Origin of the sequence: Flavobacterium sp., assembly GCF_044377315.1 — a bacterium.
In the GTDB taxonomy this organism is placed as follows: domain Bacteria; phylum Bacteroidota; class Bacteroidia; order Flavobacteriales; family Flavobacteriaceae; genus Flavobacterium.
In genome coordinates this window covers 29,428-54,615 of record NZ_JBILJG010000008.1, presented here as the reverse complement: position 1 = coordinate 54,615, position 25,188 = coordinate 29,428, and the positions used below count along the sequence as shown (strand labels likewise).

Below are 25,188 nucleotides of genomic sequence, written 5' to 3'. Positions count from 1 at the left end.
CTAAAATGTTGATAGTTTTAAATAAATACTATTTTCTCAAAATATAAAAATCTTTAAAAAATTCTTCTTAACCGACTAACTGAAATTTGCTCATAAAATTGTATTTTTGCGTTTTGCCAAAAATTATGCAAGACACAAACGATTTTATTGAAGTTATAGGTGCAAGAGTTCACAATCTTAAGAACATTGACATCAACATTCCACGTGAGCAATTAGTAGTGATTACTGGACTTTCAGGTTCGGGAAAATCGTCATTGGCTTTTGATACCATTTATGCTGAAGGTCAAAGACGTTATATTGAAACTTTTTCTGCTTATGCACGACAGTTTCTTGGTGGATTGGAGCGTCCAGATGTAGATAAAATCGACGGACTTTCACCTGTAATTGCAATTGAACAAAAAACTACAAGTAAATCGCCTCGTTCGACAGTTGGTACCATTACCGAAATTTATGACTTCCTGCGTTTGCTTTTTGCTCGTGCTGCTGATGCTTACAGTTATAACACGGGCGAAAAAATGGTTTCATATTCAGATGAGCAAATCAAAGAATTGATTACCGAAAATTTCATTGGTAAACGTATCAATATTTTAGCCCCAGTTATTCGTGCTAGAAAAGGTCATTATGCCGAATTATTTCAACAAATTGCCAAACAAGGTTTTGTAAAAGTTCGCATAAATGGTGAAATTCAAGATATCGTTCCTGGAATGAAATTAGATCGTTACAAAACACACGATATTGAAATTGTGATTGATAGGATGCAAATCGAGAAAGATGACCCGAGCCAAAATGGCGAACTGGCGATGCAGAATACTGATAAACGATTAGCCGAAAGTATCAAAACAGCAATGCATCACGGCGATGATATTATGATGGTAATTGAGCATGATAGAAACGAAGTGCGTTTTTTTAGTAGAACTTTGATGTGTCCAACAACTGGAATTTCGTATCAAAATCCTGAACCAAATTTATTTTCGTTCAACTCTCCAAAAGGTGCTTGCGAACATTGTAATGGTTTGGGAACTGTAAATGAAATCAATTTAAAAAAAATTATACCAAACCCAAAGTTATCAATTAACAAAGGAGGATTTGCGCCACTTGGCGAATACAAAAGTTCATGGATGTTCAAACAATTGGAAATTATTGGTGAAAAATATAACTTCAAATTGACCGATGCTATCGAAACTATTTCAGATGAAGCATTGGAAATGATTTTAAACGGTGGAAATGAAAAATTTTCAGTAGTTTCAAAAGCAGCAGGTGTTACTAAAGAATACAAAATTGATTTTGAAGGAATTGCTAAATTCATTAAAAATCAGCATGACGAAAGTGGTTCAACTAGTATAAAACGTTGGGCAAAAGACTTTATGGACGAAATTAATTGTCCTGAATGTAAGGGTTCTCGATTGAAAAAAGAATCACTTTTCTTCAAAATAAACGATAAAAACATTGCTGAATTATCTTTAATGGATATTTCAGAATTGTCCGTTTGGTTTGAAAATTTACCAAAAGTTCTAACCAATAAGCAAAAAACAATTGCAACTGAAATTTTAAAAGAAATCAATGATAGATTGAAATTTTTAATGGATGTTGGTTTGAATTATTTGGCTTTAAGTCGAAGTTCTAAATCACTTTCTGGTGGTGAAGCGCAACGTATTCGTTTGGCAACTCAAATTGGTTCACAATTGGTTGGAGTGCTTTATATTTTGGATGAACCAAGCATCGGTTTACACCAACGTGACAACGAACGATTGATTAATTCTTTAAAAAATCTTCGTGATATAGGAAATTCTGTTTTGGTTGTAGAACACGATAAAGACATGATTGAATGTGCCGATTATGTTATTGACATTGGTCCGAAAGCAGGAAAATTTGGTGGAAAGATTATCAGTAAGGGAACACCAAAAGAATTGCTGAAAGAAAATACTATCACTGCACAATATCTGAATGGTAAAATGCAAATTGAAGTTCCAAAAAAACGTCGTGAAGGCAATGGAAAATCAATAAAATTAACTGGTGCCAACGGAAATAATCTTAAAAATGTAACCGTTGAATTTCCTCTTGGAAAACTAATTTGCGTTACTGGAGTTTCTGGTAGTGGAAAATCAACCCTGATTAATGAAACACTCTACCCTATTTTGAACGCTCATATTTTTAATGGTGTCAAAAAACCAATGCCTTACAAGAAAATTGAAGGCTTAGAACATATTGACAAAGTAATCGATATTGACCAAAGCCCAATTGGAAGAACACCAAGAAGTAATCCTGCAACCTACACCGATGTTTTTTCAGAAATTAGAAGTTTGTTTACTATGACGCCCGAAGCCATGATTCGCGGTTATAAAGCCGGAAGATTTAGTTTCAATGTGGCTGGTGGAAGATGTGAAACTTGTGAAGGTTCGGGTGTTAGAACAATAGAAATGAGTTTCTTACCTGATGTTTATGTGGAATGTGAAACATGTATGGGAAAACGTTTTAACAGAGAAACTTTAGAAATTCGTTACAAAGGGAAATCAATTTCTGATGTTTTGAATATGACGGTTGATGAAGCAGTCGATTTCTTTGAATTGATTCCTAAAATTTACAGAAAGGTCAAAACAATTCAAGATGTTGGATTGGGTTACATTACACTTGGTCAACAAAGTACAACACTTTCTGGTGGCGAAGCACAACGTATAAAATTGGCAACAGAATTGTCTAAAAAAGATACAGGAAACACCTTTTACATCATGGACGAACCAACAACTGGTCTTCATTTTGAGGACATTCGAGTATTGATGGAAGTTATTACTAAATTAGTTGACAAAGGGAATTCAGTATTAATTATCGAACATAATTTAGATGTAATTAAACTAGCCGATTACATTATCGATGTTGGTATGGAAGGTGGAAAAGCTGGTGGCGAAATATTATGCAAAGGAACACCTGAGGAAATTATAAAGAATAAAAAGAGCTATACTGCGCAGTTTTTAAAAAAAGAACTACTTTAGTATTAAATTAAAATAAAAAAATAGAATAAAATGTCATTTAACAATTACGAAAACGAAGACGAAAAAATACAAGATAAATTAAAACAAAAAACTTGGAACGAAATTAGAACCAACGACTCATGGGCGATTTTTAAAATCATGTCTGAGTTTGTAAATGGTTATGAATCAATGGCTAGAATTGGACCTTGCGTTTCTATTTTTGGTTCGGCAAGAACAAAACCAGATGACAAATATTATTTATTAGCCGAAAGTATTGCATACAAAATCAGTAAAGCTGGATATGGTGTAATCACTGGTGGTGGACCCGGAATTATGGAAGCTGGAAACAAAGGAGCGCATCGTGGCGAGGGAACTTCTGTTGGGTTAAACATTGAATTGCCTTTTGAACAACATTATAATCCTTATATAGACAAAGATAAAAACTTGAATTTTGACTATTTCTTTGTTCGCAAAGTAATGTTTGTAAAATATTCACAAGGTTTTGTCGTAATGCCAGGAGGTTTTGGTACTTTAGACGAATTATTTGAAGCAATAACTTTAATTCAAACAAAGAAAATTGGTAAATTCCCAATTATTTTGGTTGGAACCGAATTTTGGTCTGGACTTTTAGATTGGATTAAAACCGTTATGATTGATAAACAGAAAAATGCCAATCTTGATGATATGAACCTAATAAAAGTAGTTGATACCGAAGATGAGGTGGTTGAAGCATTGGATAATTTCTATAAAAAATACAATTTGAGCCCAAATTTCTAAATAGAAATTTATCTCATTTCGCAAACAATTAAACTATTGAATTTCAAATACATATTATTTTTACTTGTTTCAGTAATATCAAATTTAAGCGCTCAACATCATTCTAAAATGACTGTTGCGCTTGATGTTGAAAAAAAATTAGTGAGTGTTTACCAAGAATTGACTTTCAATAATCAAACTAATGATACTTTAGATGCTATTATTCTAAACGATTGGAATAACGCCTATTCTGATAAAAATTCAACTTTGGGAAAACGATTTTCTGACGAATTTGAACGCAATTTTTTACTAGCGAAGGATGAAGACAAAGGTTTTACTACTAATGTAATCATTTTAGATCAAAACAAATCAACTTTAGATTGGCGCCGACTAGAAGACAAAGTTGATATAATCAAAATTCGATTAGAAAATAAATTAGCTCCAAATAAGTCAGTAAAATTATTTCTTATTTATTCCCTTAAAATTCCAAATGATTCATTTACTGGTTATGGATTTGGCAAAAAAAATAATTTTTACTTAAAAGACTTTTTTTTGACTCCAGCTCGTTATGAAAATGGAGCTTTTGTAACCAATAGTAATGCCAATATTGATGATGTTGCCAACTCGCTTTCTGATTATGAATTGGAAGTCTCAATTCCAAAAGGCCACGAACTAACAACTGACTTAAATCAAGATAGTTACCTAGAAAATCCAATTACAAATTCTTATACACTTTCTGGAAAAAACAGACAAAGTTTTAGTTTTCTTTTAGGTAAAAAATCAAATTATTTCAGTTATAGTAATGGTACAATAGAAGTGCTTAGTAACATAGATGACAATAAATTAGACGATATAAAAAAAGCAATTATAATTGATAGAATTGTTGGTTTTGTTAATGATAATATTGGAAATTATCCACATCAAAAAATTACAGTTTCACAAGCTGATTACGATAGAAATCCTTTTTACGGATTGAACCAATTACCTTCTTTTTTAAGTCCATTTTCAAATGAATTTTTATACGAATTAAAATTTCTTAAAACCTACATTAACAACTTTTTGAGAAGTTCTGTAAACTTAAATCAAAGAAATGATTACTGGATTAGTGACGGCATTCAAGTTTATATGATGATGAAATACATGGACGAATTTCATCCTCAAAGCAAAATGATGGGCAGCATTGCAAGATTCAAAATTTTAAAAAGCTTCAATCTTATCAATCTTGATTTCAATCAACAATACAGCTACTATTATCTATTAATGGTTAGAAAAAACTTGGATCAAGCTCTAAATCAACCCAAAGATAAATTAATAAGATTCAACGAAAGAATTGCATCCAAATATAAAGCAGGATTAAGTTTTAACTATTTAGATAGTTATTTAGAACAAAACATCATTCCTACTTCCATCAAAGAATTTTATTTCTTAAGTTCTACAAAACAGACAACTAGGTCAGATTTTGAAACCATTTTAAAATCAAAATCAACTAAAAATATTGATTGGTTTTTCAATAACATAATAGACTCAAGAGATTTGATTGATTATAAATTTGGTAAAATTATCAAAGAAAAAGACAGTGTAACTTTTACTATAAAAAACAATAAGATAACAACAGTTCCAATTCCCGTTTTTGGAATAAAAAACAAACAAGTTCTCTTCAAAAAATGGTTGGAAAATATCAAAACAGACAGCACATTTACCGTTCCTAAAACTGATTATGATAAAATTGTTATCAATTATAAAAATGAAGTTCCCGAAAATAATTTGAGAAACAACTGGAAATCACTTAAACGCTTAGGTCTAAATCGTCCATTAAAATTTGCGTTTATGAAGGACTTAGAAAACCCCTATTACAACCAAATTTTATATGTTCCTTCTTTTGAATACAATTTATACGATGGTGCTATGTTAGGTTTACGTTTTCATACTAAAACAATTCTTGAAAAACCTTTTGTTTTAGATGTAAACCCAATGTATGCAATCAATTCTGAATCGCTTTCAGGAAGTTTTAGCTTTGGAATAAATAAAGATTATAGAGAAGGTAAACTCTTCAATATGAAATATTTTATGAGTGGTTCACGTTTTCATTATGCACCAGATGCTACTTATTTTAAATTGAATCCTTCAATTTCAATGACTTTTAGAGATCCCGATTTAAGAAATAATCACAAATCAGGAATTTCTGCTAGGTATAATATCATCAATAAAGAAAAATCAAAATTTTTGCTTCAAGAAAAAGAAGACAATTATTCTATATTCAATTTAAGATACTTCAATTTTACAAACGAAATAACATCTCTATTTAGCTATGGCACTGATTTTCAATATTCAAATGGATTTAGTAAAATTTCAGGTTCAATATTTTACAGAAAATTATATGATGACAATCGTCAACTAAGTTTACGACTTTATGCTGGAAGTTTTATTACTAATAAAACCATTTCTGATTACTATAGCTTTGGGATAAGTAGTCCAAATGATTATCTTTTTGAACAAAACTTACTAGGAAGATCTGAAAGTTCAGGACTATTTAGTCAACAATATGTTGTAGGAGATGGCGGATTTAAGTCTAAAATAATGCCTACAAATGCTAATAAGTGGCTTGTTGCCTCAAATGCAAGTTTTACCATTTGGAATTGGATTGAACTATATGGCGATATTGGACTTGCCAAAAACAAATCCATTTCACCTGAATTTATATATGATAACGGAATTCGTTTAAATTTCGTTCAAGATTTTTTTGAACTTTATTTACCAATTTATTCTAATAATGGTTGGGAAATCGCACAACCTAATTATGACGAAAAAATTCGTTTCTTAATAACAGTAAGTCCAAAAACACTTTTAAACCTTTTTACAAGAAAATGGTTTTAGTTTTTAATCCTTAAAATTGCAGTAAATCTTGTTTTATTTCATTTTTACTAATAATTTTCTAATTCACTTATGCTAATAGAACTATTATCTATTAAATATTCAATTATTTATTTTTTTGAAAGTATGCAATAATTACTAAGTTTTTAATTAAATTTGTTTCCCAAAGAAATACTTTTCATTTATGAATCAAGCAGAAACGACAGCAGTACTTACATTTGAAGATTTTAAAAATGAAGTGCTTAAAGATTATAAACTTGCCATTATTAGCAGAGAATGTAGCCTTCTTGGAAGAAAAGAAGTGCTTACAGGTAAAGCCAAATTTGGAATTTTTGGAGACGGAAAAGAAGTGCCGCAATTGGCTATGGCAAAAGCGTTTCAAAATGGTGATTTCCGATCTGGTTATTACCGTGATCAAACGTTTATGATGGCTATAGGTGAACTGACTATTCAGCAGTTTTTTGCAGGATTATATGGTCATACCGATATCCAACACGATCCAATGTCGGCTGGAAGACAAATGGGCGGACATTTTGCTACGCATTCTTTAGATGAAAATGGGCATTGGAAAAATTTAACAAAACAAAAAAATTCAAGTTCAGATATTTCTCCAACAGCAGGTCAAATGCCCCGTTTATTAGGGTTAGCCCAAGCTTCAAAGATCTACAGAAATGTTGCAGGAATTGATACAACCAATTTTTCAGATAAAGGAAATGAAGTAGCTTGGGGAACAATTGGAAATGCTTCTACATCAGAAGGATTATTTTTTGAAACTATTAATGCTGCTGGTGTTTTACAAGTGCCGATGGTAATGAGCGTTTGGGATGACGAATACGGAATTTCGGTTCATGCACGCCATCAAACTACCAAAGAAAATATTTCTGAAATTCTAAAAGGATTTCAACGTGATAAAAACAATAACGGATTTGAAATATTAAGAGTAAAAGGTTGGGATTATGCCGAATTAGTAGCTACTTACGAAAAAGCTGGTGCTATTGCTCGCGAAGAACACGTTCCAGTTTTGATACATGTGCAAGAATTGACACAGCCACAAGGACATTCAACCTCTGGCTCACACGAACGTTACAAAAACGAAGAGCGTTTGGCTTGGGAAAGCAAATTTGATTGTGTTGCTCAAATGAGAATTTGGTTACTAGAAAATAGTTTGGCAACCGAAGAAGAACTTTCTGCAATCGAGTCACAATCAAGAGCAGAAGTATTAGAAGGTAAAAAAGCAGCATGGTCAGCGTTTATTGAACCAACTAAAGCGGAACAAATCGAACTGGTTTCATTACTTACAACAATAGCAAGCACAAGTGATAACAAAGTTTTCATTGATAAAATCGTATCAGATTTAGCTTCCATAAAAGAACCAATACGCAAAGAAATTCTTTCTACTGCTCGTAAGGTTTTGAGAATGATTATCAAAGAAAGTAATCGTGCAGTTTTAGCCGATTGGATTCAAAAATATACTAGAAAAATTCAACCTAAATTTAGCGGAAATTTATTTTCAACTTCTTCTCAAAATATTCACAGTATAAAAGAAGTTTTACCAATTTATGATGAAAGTACCGAAGATGTTGATGCAAGATTGATTCTACGCGACAATTTTGATGCTATATTTACAAAATATCCAGAAGCCTTAGTTTTTGGAGAAGATGCCGGAAATATTGGTGATGTTAATCAAGGATTAGAAGGCATGCAAGAAAAATATGGTGAACTTCGTGTTGCCGATGTAGGAATACGTGAAGCCACCATTTTAGGGCAAGGTATCGGAATGGCAATGCGAGGTTTAAGACCTATTGCCGAAATTCAATACCTTGACTACTTGTTGTATGCTATTCAAATTATGAGCGATGATTTGGCAACTTTACAATACCGAACAAGCGGTAAACAAAAAGCGCCCTTGATTATTCGTACTCGTGGACATAGGTTAGAAGGAGTTTGGCATTCGGGTTCGCCAATGGGAATGATTATAAATGCTGTGCGTGGAATTCACGTTTTGGTGCCAAGAAATATGACCAAAGCAGCGGGGTTTTACAATACTTTATTGCAAACTGACGAGCCTGCCTTGATAGTTGAATGCTTAAATGGTTATCGCTTGAAAGAAAAAATGCCAACCAATTTAACCGAATTCAAAACACCAATTGGTATTGTTGAAACTATCAAACAAGGATCAGATATCACTTTAGTTTCCTATGGTTCAACGTTGCGTTTGGTAGAACAAGCCTCTAAAGAATTGTTGGAAATAGGAATAGATTGTGAAATTATTGATGTTCAATCACTATTACCTTTTGACATTGAAAAGGGAATTCTAAAAAGTGTTAAAAAAACTTCTCGTTTATTAATTATTGATGAAGATGTTCCAGGTGGAGCTTCTGCCTATATTTTGCAACAAATAATTGATGAACAAAACGCTTACGAATATTTAGATAGCAAACCACAAACTTTGGCATCAAAACCACACAGACCAGCTTATGGAACCGATGGTGATTATTTTTCAAAACCTTCAATAGAAGATATTTACGAGAAAATATATGAAATGATGCACGAAAGTAATCCAAGTAAATATCCAAGTTTGTATTAAAAGAAAAACGTTCCAAAACTTAGTTGATTTGGAACGTTTTTTTATTTGGAGCGAATGGTTTAGGCATTTTAGGAATCGTAATTCCCGCTTTCCGAAGTAGTGCCAACTTGTTAAAGAAACAAGTAGGCAGCTACTTTCTCCAATCAGGGCTAGTTAGCCAACCATAATTACAAACTTTTCAAATACGAAACAACATTTGTTTCTATTCGTTCATTAATATTGGTAATATCAGCTTTTACAAATTTTTCACCTAAAATATTTTCATAAAGTTCAATATATCGCTCCGAAACCGTTTCAATATACTCATCTGTCATATCTGGAATTTGTTGACCATCTTTCCCTTGAAAACCGTTTTCTATCAACCAGCGACGAACAAATTCTTTAGATAATTGTTTTTGTTCTTCATTATCATTTTGCCTTTCTTGGTATCCATCGGCATAAAAATAACGAGAAGAATCGGGTGTGTGGATTTCGTCAATCAGTACAATTTTACCATCTTTGGTTCTGCCAAATTCATATTTAGTATCAACCAAAATTAATCCTCTAGAAGCCGCAATTTCGGTTCCACGTTGGTATAATGCTCTTGTGTATTTTTCTAAAACTAGATAATCTTCTTCGCTTACAATTCCTTTTTCCAAAATAGCCTCACGCGAAATATCTTCATCATGCGAACCATTATCAGCTTTGGTTGTTGGAGTAATAATTGGTGTTGGAAATTTATCATTTTCTTTTAATCCTTCGGGCATTTCTACACCACAAAGCATTCTTTTTCCAAGAGCATATTCGCGAGCAGCATGACCCGAAACATAACCTCGAATTACCATTTCAACTTTAAAAGGTTCGCATAAATGACCAACTGCCACATTTGGATCAGGTGTTGCAACTAACCAATTGGGAACAATATCTTGAGTAAGTTGCATGAACTTAGTCGCAATTTGATTCAGAATTTGACCTTTATACGGAATTCCTTTTGGCATTACAACATCAAAAGCTGATAATCTGTCTGTTGCAACCATTACCAAAAGTTCATCGTTTATATTGTAAACCTCACGAACTTTACCTCGATAAACAGATTTTTGGTTGGGAAAATTAAAATTAGTTGTAGTTATTGTATTCATTAGTTTAGTGTGTTGTTGTTTTGCAAAAATAGTTTCTTTTACACTCAAATACAATTATTTTTACTTCTTTAAAACCTTTTTCCTTATCACAAAATTAAATGCTCTATAACCTAAAAATCTTCGTAAATATTTCATAAAATTAGCATCAAATCCAATAGTATATTTTCTAAATTTCGTAGACGGATTTTCTGCAACTTTGTATAATTTTTCAACAATACAGTTTGTCAAATCATGATTTTTACGTGTTTTTTTGTTCAAAATATCCGTAATTTTATACATCATGGCATTATAGGAAGCTATGGAAGAGGCTTCACATTTGGTAACATTTTTTTGAAAATTGGTTGGAGCATTTCCAAATTGAACTGTACAAACACTTATATTAAAATCCATTAACTCATAAGCCATACACTCTGAAAAGCTTTCAACTGCTTGTTTGGTTGAATGGTAAAAGCTTCCTAAAGGCAAATTTACTAATCCAGCAATAGAAGAAATATTGATAAACTGTCCTTTGTTTTGCGATCTAAAATGAGGTATAAAAGCACGACAAACCTTAACAACTCCTAGCCAGTTGATATCTACAATAGAATCAATTTTGGAATCGTCTGAAAGCTCAACAAAACTTCTATAACCAATACCAGCATTATTAATAATAACATCAATAGATTTATGGTTATTTAAAATAGACCTTTTTGCCTTTTCAATACTTTCAGATGAAGTAACATTTAGTTCGTAACATTTTATATTCGGTACGTCTCTAAAAATATTTGCTTCCTCAATTGAAACCATTGTTGCAATAACATTCCATCCTTTTTGTGCAAAGTAGCTAGCAGTTGCGACTCCTAAACCACCAGCAGCACCCGTAATTAATATCGTTTTAATCGTAAATAAGTTTTAAGTTTATTGTTAACTAAATTTTAACAAATATATACTTTTGTAATAAAATAGCAAATAATAATAAAACTTCTCAAAAAAACTCTGTTAAAGTTTTTAGTTTTAACAGAGTTTAAAATATTGTTAGTATAACATTTAGTCGTGATTTTCAATACTCTTATAAGCATCTATTACTTTCTTAACCAATCTATGACGCACAATATCTTTGTCGTCAAGATAAATGATGCCAATTCCTTCTACATCTTTCAGAATTAGAATGGCTTCTTTCAATCCCGAAATAGTTCTTCTTGGTAAATCAACTTGCCCAGGATCACCCGTTATCATAAACTTGGCGTTTTTGCCCATACGAGTCAAGAACATTTTCATTTGAGAATGCGTTGTGTTTTGAGCTTCGTCCAAAATTACAAAGGCATTATCCAAAGTTCTTCCACGCATAAATGCCAAAGGGGCAATCTGAATTATTCCTTTCAAAATGTAATCTTCGAGGGTTTGCGGTGGCAACATATCACGCAAAGCATCATATAATGGTTGCATGTATGGGTCTAACTTTTCTTTCATATCACCAGGCAAAAAACCAAGATTTTCTCCAGCTTCAACGGCTGGTCTTGTCAATATAATTCGCTTGACTTGCTTTTCTTTTAATGCTTTGACTGCTAAAGCAACACCTGTATATGTTTTTCCTGTTCCAGCTGGTCCTATAGCAAAAACCATATCATTTTTACACACATAATCAACCAATTTTTGCTGATTAGGTGTCAACGCTTTTATGAGCTTACCTCCTATTCCGTGAACCAAAATCTTGTCATGGTCAGGCATACGATGTTCTTCGTTTGAATTGCTTTGGATTACTCTATCAATAACATTGGTGTCAATATTATTATAACGAGTAAAATGCAACATCAATCGATTAAAACGATTTTCAAACTCATCTAACTCTTCTTTTTCCCCAAAAGCTTTTAGTGTCGTTCCTCGCGCCACTATTTTTAGCTTGGGATAATATTTTTTAATAGTTTCAAGATGAGTGTCTTGTGCACCCCAAAATTCTTTTGGAGCGATGTCGTGTAATTCAATGATACGTTCGTTCAATATATAATTATTTAATAGTTAATCGTAATCCAACACCTGAATTATTAGAAATAAACTCTAGCTTTTCTATATTATAATAACCAACACCATTAGTAGCATTATAATCATCTACTACTTTCTTAATTCTTTTTGAATATCCAATTTTAACTGGAACAGCAATTATCATTGATAATGCCCCGACTATTGTTAAACCAGTTGGATAATCAACAACTTTAGGTCCAAAAAAACCTATTGATAAATCAGTAGCTAAAATAGTTAAACCTCCATAAAGCAAAACATTACCAACATCTTTTTTTGTTCTAGCATCAGTATAGTTTTTTAACAACTCTTTATTATCACTTAATAATGCTTTAACTTGATTGACCGAAAGTTTGTTTTTCATATCATCAACTATTCTTCCATTTGACTCATACTGCAAATTTTGAGCATGAATTAATATTGAATTCAAAAAAAAAAAAACTTTTTTTATACCAAACATCATACAATTATTAATAAATGAATTTTGAATGAAGCTAAAATACTTTAGCTTTGCAATCATTTCAAATTTAATAATATTAGTAAGCTAGTTAAGTAAGCTAATCATATAGTTATAAACAAATTTATGTCAATAATTACCCTTACAACCGATTACGGACTTAAAGACCATTTTGTTGGTGCTTTGAAAGGGAAAATTTTATCTGAATTTTGGGATGCTAAAATCGTTGATATCTCGCATGATATTGATGCTTTCAACAGTGCCGAAGCTAGCTATATATTAAGTTCAGCCTATGCAAGCTTTCCAAAAGGAACTGTGCATTTAGTTGGTGTTGATATTGAAAGAAATAAGGAAAATCAACATATTGCCATGCAGTGGAACGACCATTATTTTGTATGCGCTGACAACGGAATATTGAGTATGTTAATTCAAAAAATTGTTCCTCAAAAAATAGTAACTATCAACATCCACGATAGATTATTGCCTGAAGCAACTGATATGGATGTATTTGTGAAAGTCGCTTGTCATTTGGCGAAAGGAGGTTTGCTAAATGTTATTGGAAAAGAAATCATGGAAATAAAAGATGTAACCGACTTAAAACCTGTTGTTTCTGATGATAAAAATACTATAAAAGGTTCTGTAGTTTATATAGATAATTTCGGAAATGTCATTACAAACATTACCAAACAATTATTTTTGGAGATTGGTAAAAACCGACCTTATGAAATAATTTTGAATGAAAAATATGCTCATGCCAAAAAAATAACTTTAAAAACTATTTTTGCAAAATATTCCGATATTGCCAACGCTGGGAATTATGGTGTGAAAAATTATGAAGGTGAAAAATTAGCAGTTTTCAACGAGGCTGGCTTTCTAGAAATAGCCATTTTTAGAAGTAATGCTTCAACCGTTGGAACTGCCTCAAGTTTATTAGGAATTGGCTATAGAGATTTTATTTCTATAGTGTTTAAATAAAAAAAAATGCTTATCCGAATAGTAAAAATGTCGTTCCATCAAGAAAATATTCCCGCTTTTCTGGAGAATTTTGAATTAATGAAAGAACATATACGAAATTCACCAGGAAACCGTTTTCTTGAGTTGTATCAAGATAAAACCAATCCTTGTATTTTCTTTACCTATAGTTATTGGGAAACCGAAAATGATTTGGAAAATTATAGAAAATCAGCACTTTTTGACAAAGTTTGGACATTTACCAAAAAATTATTCAACGATAAGCCAGAAGCGTGGAGCGTAGATAAGTTAGTTTCTTTAGTTTGAAGTTTAAAGTTCCAAGTTGAACAACCTGAAACTTTAAACCTGAAACTTTTAAACAAATAAAAATATATGAAATCAATAGTTTTAAGAGAAATTAAATCCTTTTTTGGTTCGCCGATAGGTTATTTGGTTATTGCCATTTTCCTATTGCTCAACGGATTATTCCTATGGGTTTTTCAAGGTGAATACAATATTCTGAATTCAGGATTTGCCGATATGACACCATTTTTTACCATTGCACCATGGATTCTTATTTTTCTGATTCCAGCAGTAACAATGCGCAGTTTTTCTGATGAAAAGAAACAAGGAACTATAGAGCTATTACTAACAAAACCTTTGTCGATTTGGCAAATTGTAAATGGTAAATTTTTGGGTGCCGTTTTATTAATAGTAATTGCGATAATTCCAACATTGGTTTATGTGTATATTCTTTACGGATTGGGTTTACCCGAAGGAAATATTGACTTAGGAAGCACCTTAGGTTCCTATTTTGGTTTGTTATTTCTAATTGCAGCTTATTCTGCTATCGGAATTTTTACTTCAACCATTACTGAAAATCAAATTGTTGCTTTTATTATTGCGGTTTTCTTGTGCTTCTTTTTCTATTTTGGTTTTGATGGAATTTCAACACTTATTGCCGGATTTGAAGACTTAATTGCTTCATTTGGAATGAAAAATCATTTTCAAAGTATGGGTCGCGGTGTTATTGATACTCGAGATGTTATCTACTTTTTATCCATAACGGCTTTGTTTCTTTCGTTCACTGTTTTTAAACTTAAATCTTTGAAATCGTAATGAAAGTAACTACTCAAAATAATATAAAAAAATTAGCGCTTATTGTTGTTGGTTTACTTGCAGCAAATATCATCGGAAACTTCTTTTTCTTTCGTCTTGACTTAACACAAGATAAACGATATACACTTTCAAAAACTTCGTTATCTATTATTGAAGAAGTCAAAGAACCGCTTATTATTGATGTTTTTCTAAAAGGTGATTTTCCGGGTGAATTCAAAAAACTGCAAACCGAAACGCAACAGCTGTTGGAAGAATTCAAAGCGTATAATCGCGATATTACCTTTCAGTTTGTAAATCCTATTGAAGACGAAACTGAACAAGAAGTTATCATGCAATCGTTTATGGAACGTGGTTTAACACCAATTAACGTTTCAGTAAACGAAAAAGGAAAACAATCGCAAGCCATGGTTTTCCCGTGGGCTATTGTTACATACAAAGGAAAAAGTACCAAAGTACCATTGCTAAAAAACCTTATAGGTGCTTCTACTGCCGAGAAAGTAAATAGTTCAGTTCAACATTTGGAGTATGCTTTCGCAAATGCTTTTAATACTGTTGTAAAAGACAAACAGAAAAAAGTAGCCGTTATCAAAGGAAATAACGAAATGCATGATATGCTAATGGCAGATTTTATCAAACAAGTTCGTGAGAATTACTATATCGGAACTTTTACGTTAGATTCCGTTGCCAAAAAACCACAAGAAAGTTTGGCGTATCTCAAAAAATATGACTTGGCCATTATTGCAAAACCAACCGAGCAGTTTTCTGATGAAGAAAAACAAGTTTTAGACCAATATATTGTAAATGGTGGAAAAACGCTTTGGTTAGTAGATCAAGTCAATATGGAAATGGATAGTTTATACAACGATTCTGGCTCTACTTTGGCTTTTCCTAACGATTTAGGTTTGAATGATATGTTCTTCAAATATGGTATTCGTATTCGTCCAGATTTGATTAAAGATGAATATGCTACGCCAATAAAATTAGCGACTGGTCAACAAGGAAGTTCTACTCAATACACGCAGTATTTCTGGAAATATTCGCCGCTTATTTACCCTACGCTCAATCATCCTATTGTAAAGAATATTGACGGAATCAAATTTGAATTTGCCAATCCAATTGAGATTCTGAAAAATGATATTTCTAAAACTGTTTTATTGTCGTCGTCTAAACTTTCAAGACCCGTTGGAACGCCTGTTGAAATAAGTCTTACAAGTGTTACAGAAGAACCAAATCTGGGTGAATATGCCAACAAAGGCGCGATGCCAGTTGCCGTTCTTTTGGAAGGAAAATTCCATTCGATGTATGAAAATCGTGTGTTGCCTTTTGATGATAAAACATTTTCTACGACTGGAAAAACATCCAAAATGATTGTGATTTCCGATGCTGATGTGGTCAAAAATCAATTGGATAAAAATTTTCAACCTTTAGAACTTGGCTATGACAAATGGACAAGTGTATTTTATGGAAACAAAGATTTTATGATGAATTGTGTCAATTATCTTTTAGACGATAACGGACTTATTAACATTCGAAGCAAAGATGTAAGCTTGCCAATGCTTGATGTAGAAAAGGTACAAGAAAATTATACAAGCTCTCAAATCCTAACAGTCGGACTTCCAATTGTAATTTTGGCTCTGTTTGGTGTTTTATTTAGCTATTTAAGAAAAAGAAAATATTCCAATTAATGTTGATAAAATTCTTTTTTATGTAAGCAAGATTAGAATATATTTGTAACTATCAAAAAAAGTGAACCCTTTTTACTTTTTTAAAATATAAAAAATAAGAAAAATGAAATTTATAGTATCTAGTTCGTACTTATTAAAACAACTTCAAGTATTAGGAAGCGTTATTAACAGTAGTAATACCTTACCTATTTTAGATAATTTTTTGTTTGAATTAGACAGCAAAACCTTAACCGTTTCGGCTTCTGATTTAGAAACAACCATGTCAGCCACTTTAGAAATTGAATCTAAAAGCAAAGGAAGCGTTGCTGTACCTGCCAAACTTTTATTAGAAATCTTAAAAACATTTCCTGAACAACCGTTAACTTTTACAGTTGAAGAAAATAGCACTATCGAAATTAGTTCTAATTCGGGTAAATATGCATTGGCTTATGCACCAGGTGAAGAATTTCCTAAATCTGTTAGTTTAGATGATCCTTCTACTACTCTAGTGCCTGCCGAAGTTTTAGCAACCGCTGTTAGCAAAACTATTTTTGCAGCTGGAAATGACGATTTACGTCCGGTAATGTCAGGTGTGTTCTTTCAGTTTTCTCCAGAAGGCTTAATTTTTGTAGCAACAGATGCGCACAAATTGGTAAAATATGCTCGTACTGATGTAAAAGCATCTCAAGTAGCTGATTTTATAATGCCTAAAAAACCTTTAAATATTTTAAAAAGCATTTTGGGTTCTTCGGAAGCAGAAGTTAAAATAGAATACAACGATGCTAATGCGACTTTCTCTTTTGAAAATTATGTGTTAATGTGTCGTTTGATTGATGGTAAATATCCAAATTATGAAGCGGTTATCCCAAAAGAAAACCCTAATAAATTGATGATTGATAGAGTTCAATTCCTGAATTCTGTTCGTCGTGTGGCTATTTTCTCTAACAAAACTACACATCAAATTCGTTTGAAAATTGCAGGAACTGAATTGAATATTTCTGCAGAAGATATTGACTACTCTAACAAAGCAGAAGAAAGATTGACTTGCGATTACCAAGGTGATGATATGCAAATTGGTTTCAATTCTCGTTTCTTGACTGAGATGTTAACTAACTTACAATCTGATATGATTCAGTTAGAAATGTCAATGCCAAACCGCGCAGGTATTTTAACACCAATAGACGGATTGGATGAAGGTGAAACCGTAACCATGTTGGTAATGCCAGTCATGTTGAATAACTAGTATCTTAACTAACCCAACCATAGTAAAAACCTTCCCGATTCGTTCAGGAAGGTTTTTCATTTTTTAGTAATTAGTTAACTGATTTTATTCGTGAAGTGCTAAAATTGGAATATCACTTATATAAGATATCTTTTCGGTGAAACTTGAGCTGAAAAGTGATTCAAAGAAGCTTCGTTTGTAGGTTAGCATGGCTAGAATATCTATTTCTTGGCTTGTTATGAATTCTAATATGGTTTCTTTTACCTCATCACTTGGTAGGATGAAGAAATTAACTGGCTCGTTTTTGAAATGGTCTTTCCAATTATCAAAGGTAGCTTCTGTATTGTCGCTTTCTTTTGTATTTACGTACAAGCATTTTACTTTGGCATTGGTTTTTTTAGCAATAGCAATTACTTGTTTCAATGCTTCTCTATCTTTTTCTCTAAATCTTGTGGTGAAACCAATTGTTTCTATCTTAGTAAATTTTGCTTCTAATGGAACGCTCAAAACTGGAACACCTATTGAAGTAATAACTTCGCCAGTGTTGGTTCCCAAAAACATCTCTTTCCAGCCTGTTGCTCCTGATGTTCCCATTACTACAAAGTCAATTTTATCTAGTTTAATACATTCTTTTATGTTGTATATCAAACTACCATCCATCAATCGGTGTGATAGTTTTATATGCCCTAGGTTTCTTTCTTCGGCAATGGCTCTCAATGCTGGTAGTTCGTCTTTGAATTTTTCAAATTTAGAAAGTTCTAAAGTGTCGAAAAGTGTCTGATAATTCTCTGGAAAAAATTGATTGTCCACAATTGGCAACTCAAATGTGTGCAACAAAATTAATTCCCCTTTAACAATTTTTGCCAATTCTAAAGCGTGTACAAAAGCGTTATTGGCTACTTTAGAAAAATCGGTTGGAAACAGAATTTTTTTCATAATTAGTAAATATTAGTTTAACGGTATAAAACTAGTTTATTGACGCTCAAAAAAACATGATAACTATCATATTTACAATAATTTAACATAATTATGGAGTTCTCCACAAATTACACAGATTAGCACAAATTTAGCATTGCTTACTTAATTGGATTGGTAAAATTTATACACAACTTAATTTGTTTAAATTGGTGAAATTCGAGTAAAATACGAATGGAATAAATTCTTTTCTAAATTAGTATCTTTGTCAAAAATTAGGATTATGATTTCACACGAAACGATTGTTGCTTTAGCTTCTCCATCCGGTGCTGGTGCTATTGCTGTTATTAGAATCTCTGGAGAAAAAGCGTTGGCTATTGCTTCTCAGGTTTTTCAATCGGTTTCGGGTAAGGATATTACTAAGCAGCGAACGCATACTATTCACCTTGGCCATATTACAGAAGATGGAAAAGTGTATGATCAAGTTTTGCTTTCTATTTTTAAAGGTCCCAATTCTTATACAGGAGAAGATGTAATTGAGATTTCGTGTCACGGTTCTACTTTCATACAGCAGCAGATTATTCAATTATTGCTTCGTAAGGGTTGCAAAATGGCGCAGGCTGGTGAATTTACCTTGCGCTCTTTTTTGAACGGGAAAATGGATTTATCGCAGGCAGAAGCCGTAGCCGATTTGATTTCGAGTGATAATGAGGCTTCGCACCAAATTGCTATGCAGCAAATGCGTGGTGGTTTTAGTAACGAAATTGCCAAATTACGTGGCGAATTACTAAATTTTGCCTCGCTTATAGAACTCGAATTGGACTTTGCCGAAGAAGATGTTGAATTTGCCGACAGAACCCAGTTTAAAGAACTTTTAAACCGTATTGAATTTGTACTAAAACGTCTTATCGACTCATTTGCGGTTGGAAATGTTATCAAAAACGGTATTCCGGTGGCGATTGTTGGCGAACCTAATGTTGGCAAATCGACTTTGTTAAATGCTTTACTCAACGAAGAACGTGCTATTGTTTCAGACATTGCAGGAACGACTCGTGATACTATTGAAGATGAATTGGTTATAAACGGAATTGGTTTTAGATTCATCGACACAGCTGGTATTCGTGAGACTAAAGATGTGGTGGAAAGTATCGGAATTAAGAAGACTTTTGAGAAGATTGAGCAAGCGCAAGTTGTAATCCTTTTGCTTGATGCAAAAGAATTACAAGTTTCAGGTATAAAGTTTCAGGTTGAAATCGAAAAAATTAAAAACAAATTTCCTCAAAAACCACTTTTAATTATCATAAACAAAGTTGATTTGCTTTCTAAAGATGCTGTTGAAGCCATTCGCCAAGAACTTGAAACCTTAAACTTGAAACTTGAAACCATTTCTGCGAAGGAAAAAACAGGCATTGACGAACTTAAAAACACTTTGCTTTCTTTTGTGAACACTGGTGCGTTGCGCAACAATGATACAATTATAACTAACACAAGACATTACGATTCTTTATTAAAAGCTTTAGACGAAATTCAAAAAGTAAAGTTTGGCATACAGTCTAATCTTTCTTCTGACTTGATGGCGATTGATATTAAGCAAGCACTTTATTATTTTGGCGAAATTACAGGCGAAGTCACTAACGATGAGTTGCTTGGGAACATCTTTGCTAACTTTTGTATCGGAAAGTAACTCGTTTACATTTATATCTTTTCTAATTCTTAATTACTTTAATTGTTTTTGTATAATCATCTTGATAAAAGGTTATAAAGTAAAGCCCTTTTTCTAAATTTGCTAATGAAATAATTTCGCCATTAGTAATCATTTGATTAAAATATATCGATTTTCCTGAAACATCTAAAATTCGATAATAAAACGCTCTATTACTAGATTGCCATTTTACCTGAATTGTTTCTGTTGCAGGATTTGGAAATAAGTTCAAGGAATTTATATCAAATGTTTTGGTAGTCAACGAAGAAACAGTTACCGTTTTTGTAATTTGGTCCCAACTTTTTATATTGTTTTCAACATATAATTTTACTGAATAATCCCCAGGCGAAAGAAATATGTGCGTTGGATTTTGCTCATTACTAAAAGTACCATCACCAAAATCCCACCACCACGCTAAACTTCCTGAACTAGTATCAGTAAAAGAGACATCTGTTGTAGAAGCAGTCCAGTTATAATCGGCTGTTGGCTTATGTTGTTTCCACAAAAATTGGTTTACTTTGTTAACTATTATGGGATAAAACGAATTTCCTCCCGTACCATTGTCCCAAGTTCCATTGGAAGTTCCATGAAATTCATGATCTTGACCAGCCACAAAATAAGTTTCATGATTCGTAAATCCTAATTGGTTCAAACGAGTATTGATTGCATTACTACCATAGGCAACTGGTAGAGCAGAAAACCCAAAAGGACTTCCGCTATCAAACGAAACAGTTGCATCATCTTCTCCATGAATTAACAATACTGGAGTTGAATTATCGGCAGTTATTAAAGTAGTATTTTGTATAGCACCCCACATAGATACTACTGCATCTGGTTTGCCATTAAAACTTAAATTTGTTCCTATATCCAGTGGGCCAAGATTAGGCGCAGTATGATTAAATGGTGGCGTAATATTGAAATAAGTTACACTTCCAGTTTGCGAAGGTATTTCGGCTGGTGTATCTAAGTAAATAGAATGTAAACCTATAAAACTTCCAGCGCTGCTACCCACAAAATAAATTTTGTTAGGGTCTATTCCATATAAAGATGCATTAGCACGTAAAAAACGAACGGCAGTTCTACCATCTTGAATCCCACGGTAAACCGCTCTTGTAGAATGAATACCTTGATTACTAGTTAAATTAAATCCTTTACGATAATCGATAGTGGCAGTAACATACCCTTTACGTGCTAGCGAATCACACAAGGCATTCATATCCTGAACCATTCTATTACCCGTTAAAAAACCGCCAGGATGAGCAAAAATAATTGCAGGTCTAAGAGTAAACGTATCGCCAGTTGGTTGGTAAATATCCATTATCAAATTTTTATTCGTTGTACTCGATTCAACTGTATGTAATGGTCCATTTATAAAAGGTGCGTTTCCGTAGATAACGTTAGAAATTTTGGTTGAATTTGCATATTGATTGTTAGTATATCTATACTCTTGCGAAAAACAAACAAATGGAATTATAATACTGATTAATAAGACTTTAATTTTCATTTTGTAAAGTAAAAAATGTTAATGAATCAAATATATAAAATAAATTTTAGTTTTTTATTATTTGTTGCTTCTTCATCAATTGTTTTTATCTTTTGATTTTTGGTAAAAATGGTTAAAGTGAAATATTAGAATGGCATAAAGCCTAAAAGCAGTAAAGAAGTTTTGCCAAAGTAAGTTAAGTGAAAATACGATTTTTTCGATCATCTGTTGATAACAAAGTTGGTTTCTTCATGTTGAGTTGCTAGTTGTAAATATAACTAGTAGCTAAAATGGTATTCATTCCTTAATTTTCACTTAAGAAACATTTCAAATGTAATTACTTTGCAATTATACAACTACTTTTACGTTTTGATTGTAGGGTTCACTTTTTTAATATGTTTATAAAAATGAAAAAAATAATTTTATCCGCATTCCTCATGCTAACAGCTAGCCTATTTTCACAAAATTGGAAAACGAATTTTGAAGAAGCAAAAAAAATTGCTGCTGAAGAAAACAAAACTATATTATTAGTTTTTTCAGGTTCAGATTGGTGCGCGCCTTGTATCAAGTTAGATAAAAACGTTTGGCAGTCGGATGCTTTCAAAAAAGAAGATGACTGGGTTTTGTATAAAGCCGATTTTCCAAAGAAAAAAGCCAATCAACTTTCGGAAGAAATGGTGGCTCAAAACAAAAAATTAGCAGAGAAATATAATAAAGAAGGGAATTTTCCATTGGTAGTAGTCATGGATAAAAATGGAAAAGTAGTGGGCAAAATGGGCTTTAAAAATGTTTCTGCCGAAAGTTATATTGCCACTCTAAAAGCCATGCAAAAATAATGAGAATTCTTATAGCAATACTTTTACTAACTTCATTTTCTTATGGTCAAATAACCTATAAGAAAAAAACGTATCTTCTAGGAAGTCCGTTTGAAATTACCATTGTCGCAACCGATTCAATTCAAGGAAACGAATTTGCAACAATGGCTATAAATGAAGTAAAGCGAATTGAAAATTTAATTTCCGATTGGATTCCGACTACTCAAATTTCGAAAGTCAATCAAAATGCTGGTATTCAACCTGTCAAAGTTGACAATGAAGTTTATGAACTCGTTGAAAGAGCTATAAAGGTTTCAAAACTAACCAATGGTGCTTTTGATATTTCCTATGCCTCAATGGATAAAATTTGGAAATTTGATGGTAGTATGAAAACCATGCCAACTGAAGAAGCCATCAAAAAATCGGTTGAAAAAGTTGGGTATCATAATATCATTTTAAACCCAAAAGACACGACTCTTTTTCTGAAAAATGCTGGAATGAAATTGGGATTGGGTGGTATTGGTCAGGGGTATATTGCCGATAAAATAAAAACGTTGTTACAAAGTAAAGGTTGTATTTCTGGTATTATAAATGTTTCGGGCGATATCAATACATGGGGCAAACAACTAGATGGAAACCCCTGGACAATTGGTATTGTAAATCCGATGAATAAGAACAAGGTTTTTGCTACTTTTCCGCTAGATGATGGTGCAGTCGAAACCTCTGGAAGTTATGAAAAGTTTGTAACCTTTAACGGAAAACGCTATTCGCATATTATCGACCCAAGAACAGGTTATCCTGCTCAAGGAATTGTTAGTATTTCAGTTTTTGCAAAACAAACCGAAATTGCAGATGCACTTGCAACTGGCGTATTTGTTTTAGGTGTAGAAGTAGGTTTGGATTTAATAAACCAGCTTAAAGGAATTGAATGTGTTATGGTAGATGATAAAGGGAAAATTCATGTTTCAAAAGGTATTGATATTCAAAAATATAAATGAAAATTTAATGAAAAATATTATCCTACTATGCTCTGCCGTCATCGCATTGCTAACTTCATGTTCGAGCGTGAAAGAATATGAAAAAGAGAAAATAAACGATACCGAAATGAAATTAGCTGCCAAAACAACCGAACGCTATGAAGTAACTTTTCAAGTGTATCGTGAAGCCGCAGCTGGTGCCAATGGAGGGAAGTCTGGCGGTGGGTGTGGATGTAATTAGGAAGTACGAGATACGAAATACAAGATACGAAATAAAGAAATACAACAATACAATAACACAACCTACATAAAATGCGATACAGCTTATTAATACTAGCATTAATTATTACAAGTTTTGGGTTTTCTCAGGAAAGTGAGAAAGATTCAACGGTTGTTTTTAAGAAAAGAGTTCTTGAGAGTACCGAGGTTGATTTTTTGCTTAGTTATTACAAACAAGATGGTGTACACTCCTCTGTTTCTGGTGGAATTGGTTCGGAAGAGCTAACTGATATTGCTTCTACTATTGTTATTGCTATGCCTCTTGATGACGACTCTGTTTTAACTGTTGATGCTGGTATTTCGGCTTATACTTCGGCTTCATCTAGTAATATCAACCCTTTTGATTCTAAAAACCCTACTCCTTGGCAAAGTTCATCTGGTGCTTCTGAACAAGACGTATTGGCTTCTTTGGTTTTAAATTACAGTCATAGTAGTGATGACAGAAACTTTTTATGGAATGCCGATGTCTCTTTTTCTAATGAATATGATTATACTTCATTTGGTTTTGGAGGCGGCGTTAGTAAATTATTCAACAATAAAAATTCTGAAATTTCTATCAAAGTAAATGCTTATTTAGATCAATGGAGACCTATTTATCCAAAGGAATTGACTGATGGTAATTATAGCAGTTATACACCATTATACGTACCTAAATTTGAAAAATGGGATTCAACGGCACGTAACTCCTACTCTGCTTCGTTTGGTTTTTCGCAAGTGTTGACAAAAAAATCACAAGTTTCTATATTCTTTGATGTTTTGCAACAAGAAGGGAAACTTTCTTCGCCTTACCATCGAATCCATTTTGGCGATATGACTGACTCGTTTTTTGGTGAATTCAAATTAGCCGATGCTATTGAAAAACTTCCAAAAACTCGATTCAAATTACCAATTGGTTTAAGATGGAACTATTTTGTGAGCGAAAAACTTATTGTTAGAACTTATTATCGCTATTATACAGACGATTGGGATTTGAAAGCGCACACTGCTTCTATCGAATTGCCTATAAAATTGTCAGATAAATTTACTGTTTTTCCAATGTATCGCTATTATACACAAACACAATCTAAGTATTTTGCACCATTTGAAAAACATATTTCCACCGAAGAATTTTATACTTCTGATTATGATTTATCCACTTTTGATGCTAATCAATATGGATTTGGCGTTAGCTACTCAGATATTTTCACTAGTTCAAAAATTTGGAAATTTGGCATGAAAAATATCGATTTTAGATTTAATCATTACGACAGAAGTGACGGTTTAAAAGCCAATATTGTTACTTTTGGATTCAAATTTGTTATGCAATAAATC

General features: G+C 32.5%; 20 protein-coding genes. 14 read left to right on the top strand and 6 right to left on the bottom strand.

All coding sequences use genetic code 11. The features are described 5' to 3' along the window. The first annotated feature begins 125 nt into the window (after nucleotides 1-125). The 4 genes from uvrA to ACIQ66_RS04025 all read left to right on the top strand — a co-directional run bounded on the left by uvrA (nucleotide 126) and on the right by ACIQ66_RS04025 (nucleotide 9,180). Nucleotides 126-2,987, top strand: a complete 2,862-nt coding sequence (gene uvrA, locus ACIQ66_RS04040) for an excinuclease ABC subunit UvrA (protein ID WP_396211522.1) — start codon at nucleotides 126-128, stop codon at nucleotides 2,985-2,987. 30 nt (nucleotides 2,988-3,017) lie between these two features. Beyond that, nucleotides 3,018-3,743, top strand: coding sequence for a TIGR00730 family Rossman fold protein (locus ACIQ66_RS04035; RefSeq protein ID WP_396211521.1), 726 nt, complete (start codon nucleotides 3,018-3,020; stop codon nucleotides 3,741-3,743). A 108-nt stretch (nucleotides 3,744-3,851) separates the two neighbouring features. Continuing rightward, the gene (locus ACIQ66_RS04030; protein WP_396211520.1) at nucleotides 3,852-6,596 is read left to right on the top strand and encodes an aminopeptidase; all 2,745 of its coding nucleotides are present in this window, start codon (nucleotides 3,852-3,854) and stop codon (nucleotides 6,594-6,596) included. A gap of 181 nt (nucleotides 6,597-6,777) precedes the next feature. Then, entirely contained in the window at nucleotides 6,778-9,180 is a 2,403-nt protein-coding gene (locus tag ACIQ66_RS04025) for a thiamine pyrophosphate-dependent enzyme (RefSeq protein WP_396211519.1), read from the top strand. Between the two features lie 167 nt (nucleotides 9,181-9,347). Here the strand turns inward: ACIQ66_RS04025 and ACIQ66_RS04020 are convergent, their stop codons facing one another. From ACIQ66_RS04020 to ACIQ66_RS04005, 4 genes are all read right to left on the bottom strand, one after another. Beyond that, entirely contained in the window at nucleotides 9,348-10,298 is a 951-nt protein-coding gene (locus ACIQ66_RS04020) for a phosphoribosylaminoimidazolesuccinocarboxamide synthase (protein ID WP_396211518.1), read from the bottom strand. Between the two features lie 60 nt (nucleotides 10,299-10,358). Next, nucleotides 10,359-11,162, bottom strand: a complete 804-nt coding sequence (locus ACIQ66_RS04015; RefSeq protein ID WP_396211543.1) for an SDR family NAD(P)-dependent oxidoreductase — start codon at nucleotides 11,160-11,162, stop codon at nucleotides 10,359-10,361. Nucleotides 11,163-11,324: 162 nt separating this feature from the next. Continuing rightward, a complete protein-coding gene (locus tag ACIQ66_RS04010) occupies nucleotides 11,325-12,275 on the bottom strand; it encodes a PhoH family protein (RefSeq protein ID WP_396211517.1) in 951 nt (316 codons plus the stop codon). 7 nt (nucleotides 12,276-12,282) lie between these two features. Continuing rightward, nucleotides 12,283-12,723, bottom strand: coding sequence for a hypothetical protein (locus ACIQ66_RS04005; protein ID WP_396211516.1), 441 nt, complete (start codon nucleotides 12,721-12,723; stop codon nucleotides 12,283-12,285). A gap of 153 nt (nucleotides 12,724-12,876) precedes the next feature. Here ACIQ66_RS04005 and ACIQ66_RS04000 point away from each other — a divergent pair, with 153 nt between their 5' ends. The 5 genes from ACIQ66_RS04000 (at nucleotide 12,877) to dnaN (ending at nucleotide 17,727) form a co-directional block, all read left to right on the top strand. Then, nucleotides 12,877-13,725: an S-adenosyl-l-methionine hydroxide adenosyltransferase family protein gene (locus ACIQ66_RS04000; protein ID WP_396211515.1), complete on the top strand. Its 849-nt coding sequence runs from the start codon at nucleotides 12,877-12,879 to the stop codon at nucleotides 13,723-13,725. Nucleotides 13,726-13,731: 6 nt separating this feature from the next. Further along, on the top strand, nucleotides 13,732-14,028 hold the full coding sequence (locus ACIQ66_RS03995; protein WP_396211514.1) for a putative quinol monooxygenase: 297 nt from the start codon (nucleotides 13,732-13,734) through the stop codon (nucleotides 14,026-14,028). 66 nt (nucleotides 14,029-14,094) lie between these two features. Then, on the top strand, nucleotides 14,095-14,820 hold the full coding sequence (gene gldF, locus ACIQ66_RS03990) for a gliding motility-associated ABC transporter permease subunit GldF (RefSeq protein ID WP_396211513.1): 726 nt from the start codon (nucleotides 14,095-14,097) through the stop codon (nucleotides 14,818-14,820). After that, nucleotides 14,820-16,505, top strand: a complete 1,686-nt coding sequence (gene gldG / locus ACIQ66_RS03985) for a gliding motility-associated ABC transporter substrate-binding protein GldG (protein ID WP_396211512.1) — start codon at nucleotides 14,820-14,822, stop codon at nucleotides 16,503-16,505. Before gldF ends, gldG begins: the two co-directional genes overlap by 1 nt. 103 nt (nucleotides 16,506-16,608) lie before the next feature. Continuing rightward, nucleotides 16,609-17,727: a DNA polymerase III subunit beta gene (gene dnaN / locus ACIQ66_RS03980; protein WP_396211511.1), complete on the top strand. Its 1,119-nt coding sequence runs from the start codon at nucleotides 16,609-16,611 to the stop codon at nucleotides 17,725-17,727. Nucleotides 17,728-17,811: 84 nt separating this feature from the next. Here the strand turns inward: dnaN and ACIQ66_RS03975 are convergent, their stop codons facing one another. Then, nucleotides 17,812-18,642: a universal stress protein gene (locus ACIQ66_RS03975; RefSeq protein WP_396211510.1), complete on the bottom strand. Its 831-nt coding sequence runs from the start codon at nucleotides 18,640-18,642 to the stop codon at nucleotides 17,812-17,814. 262 nt (nucleotides 18,643-18,904) lie between these two features. Between ACIQ66_RS03975 and mnmE the strand changes: the two genes are divergently transcribed. Next, the gene (gene mnmE / locus ACIQ66_RS03970; RefSeq protein WP_396211509.1) at nucleotides 18,905-20,305 is read left to right on the top strand and encodes a tRNA uridine-5-carboxymethylaminomethyl(34) synthesis GTPase MnmE; all 1,401 of its coding nucleotides are present in this window, start codon (nucleotides 18,905-18,907) and stop codon (nucleotides 20,303-20,305) included. 22 nt (nucleotides 20,306-20,327) lie between these two features. Here mnmE and ACIQ66_RS03965 read toward each other — a convergent pair whose 3' ends face one another. After that, on the bottom strand, nucleotides 20,328-21,827 hold the full coding sequence (locus ACIQ66_RS03965; RefSeq protein ID WP_396211508.1) for a PKD domain-containing protein: 1,500 nt from the start codon (nucleotides 21,825-21,827) through the stop codon (nucleotides 20,328-20,330). A 386-nt stretch (nucleotides 21,828-22,213) separates the two neighbouring features. Between ACIQ66_RS03965 and ACIQ66_RS03960 the strand changes: the two genes are divergently transcribed. From ACIQ66_RS03960 to ACIQ66_RS03945, 4 genes are all read left to right on the top strand, one after another. After that, on the top strand, nucleotides 22,214-22,642 hold the full coding sequence (locus ACIQ66_RS03960; RefSeq protein ID WP_396211507.1) for a thioredoxin family protein: 429 nt from the start codon (nucleotides 22,214-22,216) through the stop codon (nucleotides 22,640-22,642). After that, complete coding sequence (locus ACIQ66_RS03955) at nucleotides 22,642-23,619, top strand: FAD:protein FMN transferase (protein ID WP_396211506.1); 978 nt, start codon at nucleotides 22,642-22,644, stop codon at nucleotides 23,617-23,619. Before ACIQ66_RS03960 ends, ACIQ66_RS03955 begins: the two co-directional genes overlap by 1 nt. A gap of 7 nt (nucleotides 23,620-23,626) precedes the next feature. Continuing rightward, complete coding sequence (locus tag ACIQ66_RS03950) at nucleotides 23,627-23,839, top strand: DUF4266 domain-containing protein (protein WP_396211505.1); 213 nt, start codon at nucleotides 23,627-23,629, stop codon at nucleotides 23,837-23,839. Nucleotides 23,840-23,910: 71 nt separating this feature from the next. Continuing rightward, nucleotides 23,911-25,185, top strand: a complete 1,275-nt coding sequence (locus tag ACIQ66_RS03945) for a DUF3570 domain-containing protein (RefSeq protein WP_396211504.1) — start codon at nucleotides 23,911-23,913, stop codon at nucleotides 25,183-25,185. The last annotated feature ends 3 nt before the right edge of the window (nucleotides 25,186-25,188 follow it).

Coding starts and splice junctions, on each gene's coding strand:
- uvrA (WP_396211522.1), top strand. CDS start 126: ATGCAAGACACAAACGATTTTATTGAAGTTATAGGTGCAAGAGTTCAC.
- ACIQ66_RS04035 (WP_396211521.1), top strand. CDS start 3,018: ATGTCATTTAACAATTACGAAAACGAAGACGAAAAAATACAAGATAAA.
- ACIQ66_RS04030 (WP_396211520.1), top strand. CDS start 3,852: ATGACTGTTGCGCTTGATGTTGAAAAAAAATTAGTGAGTGTTTACCAA.
- ACIQ66_RS04025 (WP_396211519.1), top strand. CDS start 6,778: ATGAATCAAGCAGAAACGACAGCAGTACTTACATTTGAAGATTTTAAA.
- ACIQ66_RS04020 (WP_396211518.1), bottom strand. CDS start 10,298: ATGAATACAATAACTACAACTAATTTTAATTTTCCCAACCAAAAATCT.
- ACIQ66_RS04000 (WP_396211515.1), top strand. CDS start 12,877: ATGTCAATAATTACCCTTACAACCGATTACGGACTTAAAGACCATTTT.
- ACIQ66_RS03995 (WP_396211514.1), top strand. CDS start 13,732: ATGCTTATCCGAATAGTAAAAATGTCGTTCCATCAAGAAAATATTCCC.
- gldF (WP_396211513.1), top strand. CDS start 14,095: ATGAAATCAATAGTTTTAAGAGAAATTAAATCCTTTTTTGGTTCGCCG.
- gldG (WP_396211512.1), top strand. CDS start 14,820: ATGAAAGTAACTACTCAAAATAATATAAAAAAATTAGCGCTTATTGTT.
- dnaN (WP_396211511.1), top strand. CDS start 16,609: ATGAAATTTATAGTATCTAGTTCGTACTTATTAAAACAACTTCAAGTA.
- ACIQ66_RS03975 (WP_396211510.1), bottom strand. CDS start 18,642: ATGAAAAAAATTCTGTTTCCAACCGATTTTTCTAAAGTAGCCAATAAC.
- mnmE (WP_396211509.1), top strand. CDS start 18,905: ATGATTTCACACGAAACGATTGTTGCTTTAGCTTCTCCATCCGGTGCT.
- ACIQ66_RS03965 (WP_396211508.1), bottom strand. CDS start 21,827: ATGAAAATTAAAGTCTTATTAATCAGTATTATAATTCCATTTGTTTGT.
- ACIQ66_RS03960 (WP_396211507.1), top strand. CDS start 22,214: ATGAAAAAAATAATTTTATCCGCATTCCTCATGCTAACAGCTAGCCTA.
- ACIQ66_RS03955 (WP_396211506.1), top strand. CDS start 22,642: ATGAGAATTCTTATAGCAATACTTTTACTAACTTCATTTTCTTATGGT.
- ACIQ66_RS03950 (WP_396211505.1), top strand. CDS start 23,627: ATGAAAAATATTATCCTACTATGCTCTGCCGTCATCGCATTGCTAACT.
- ACIQ66_RS03945 (WP_396211504.1), top strand. CDS start 23,911: ATGCGATACAGCTTATTAATACTAGCATTAATTATTACAAGTTTTGGG.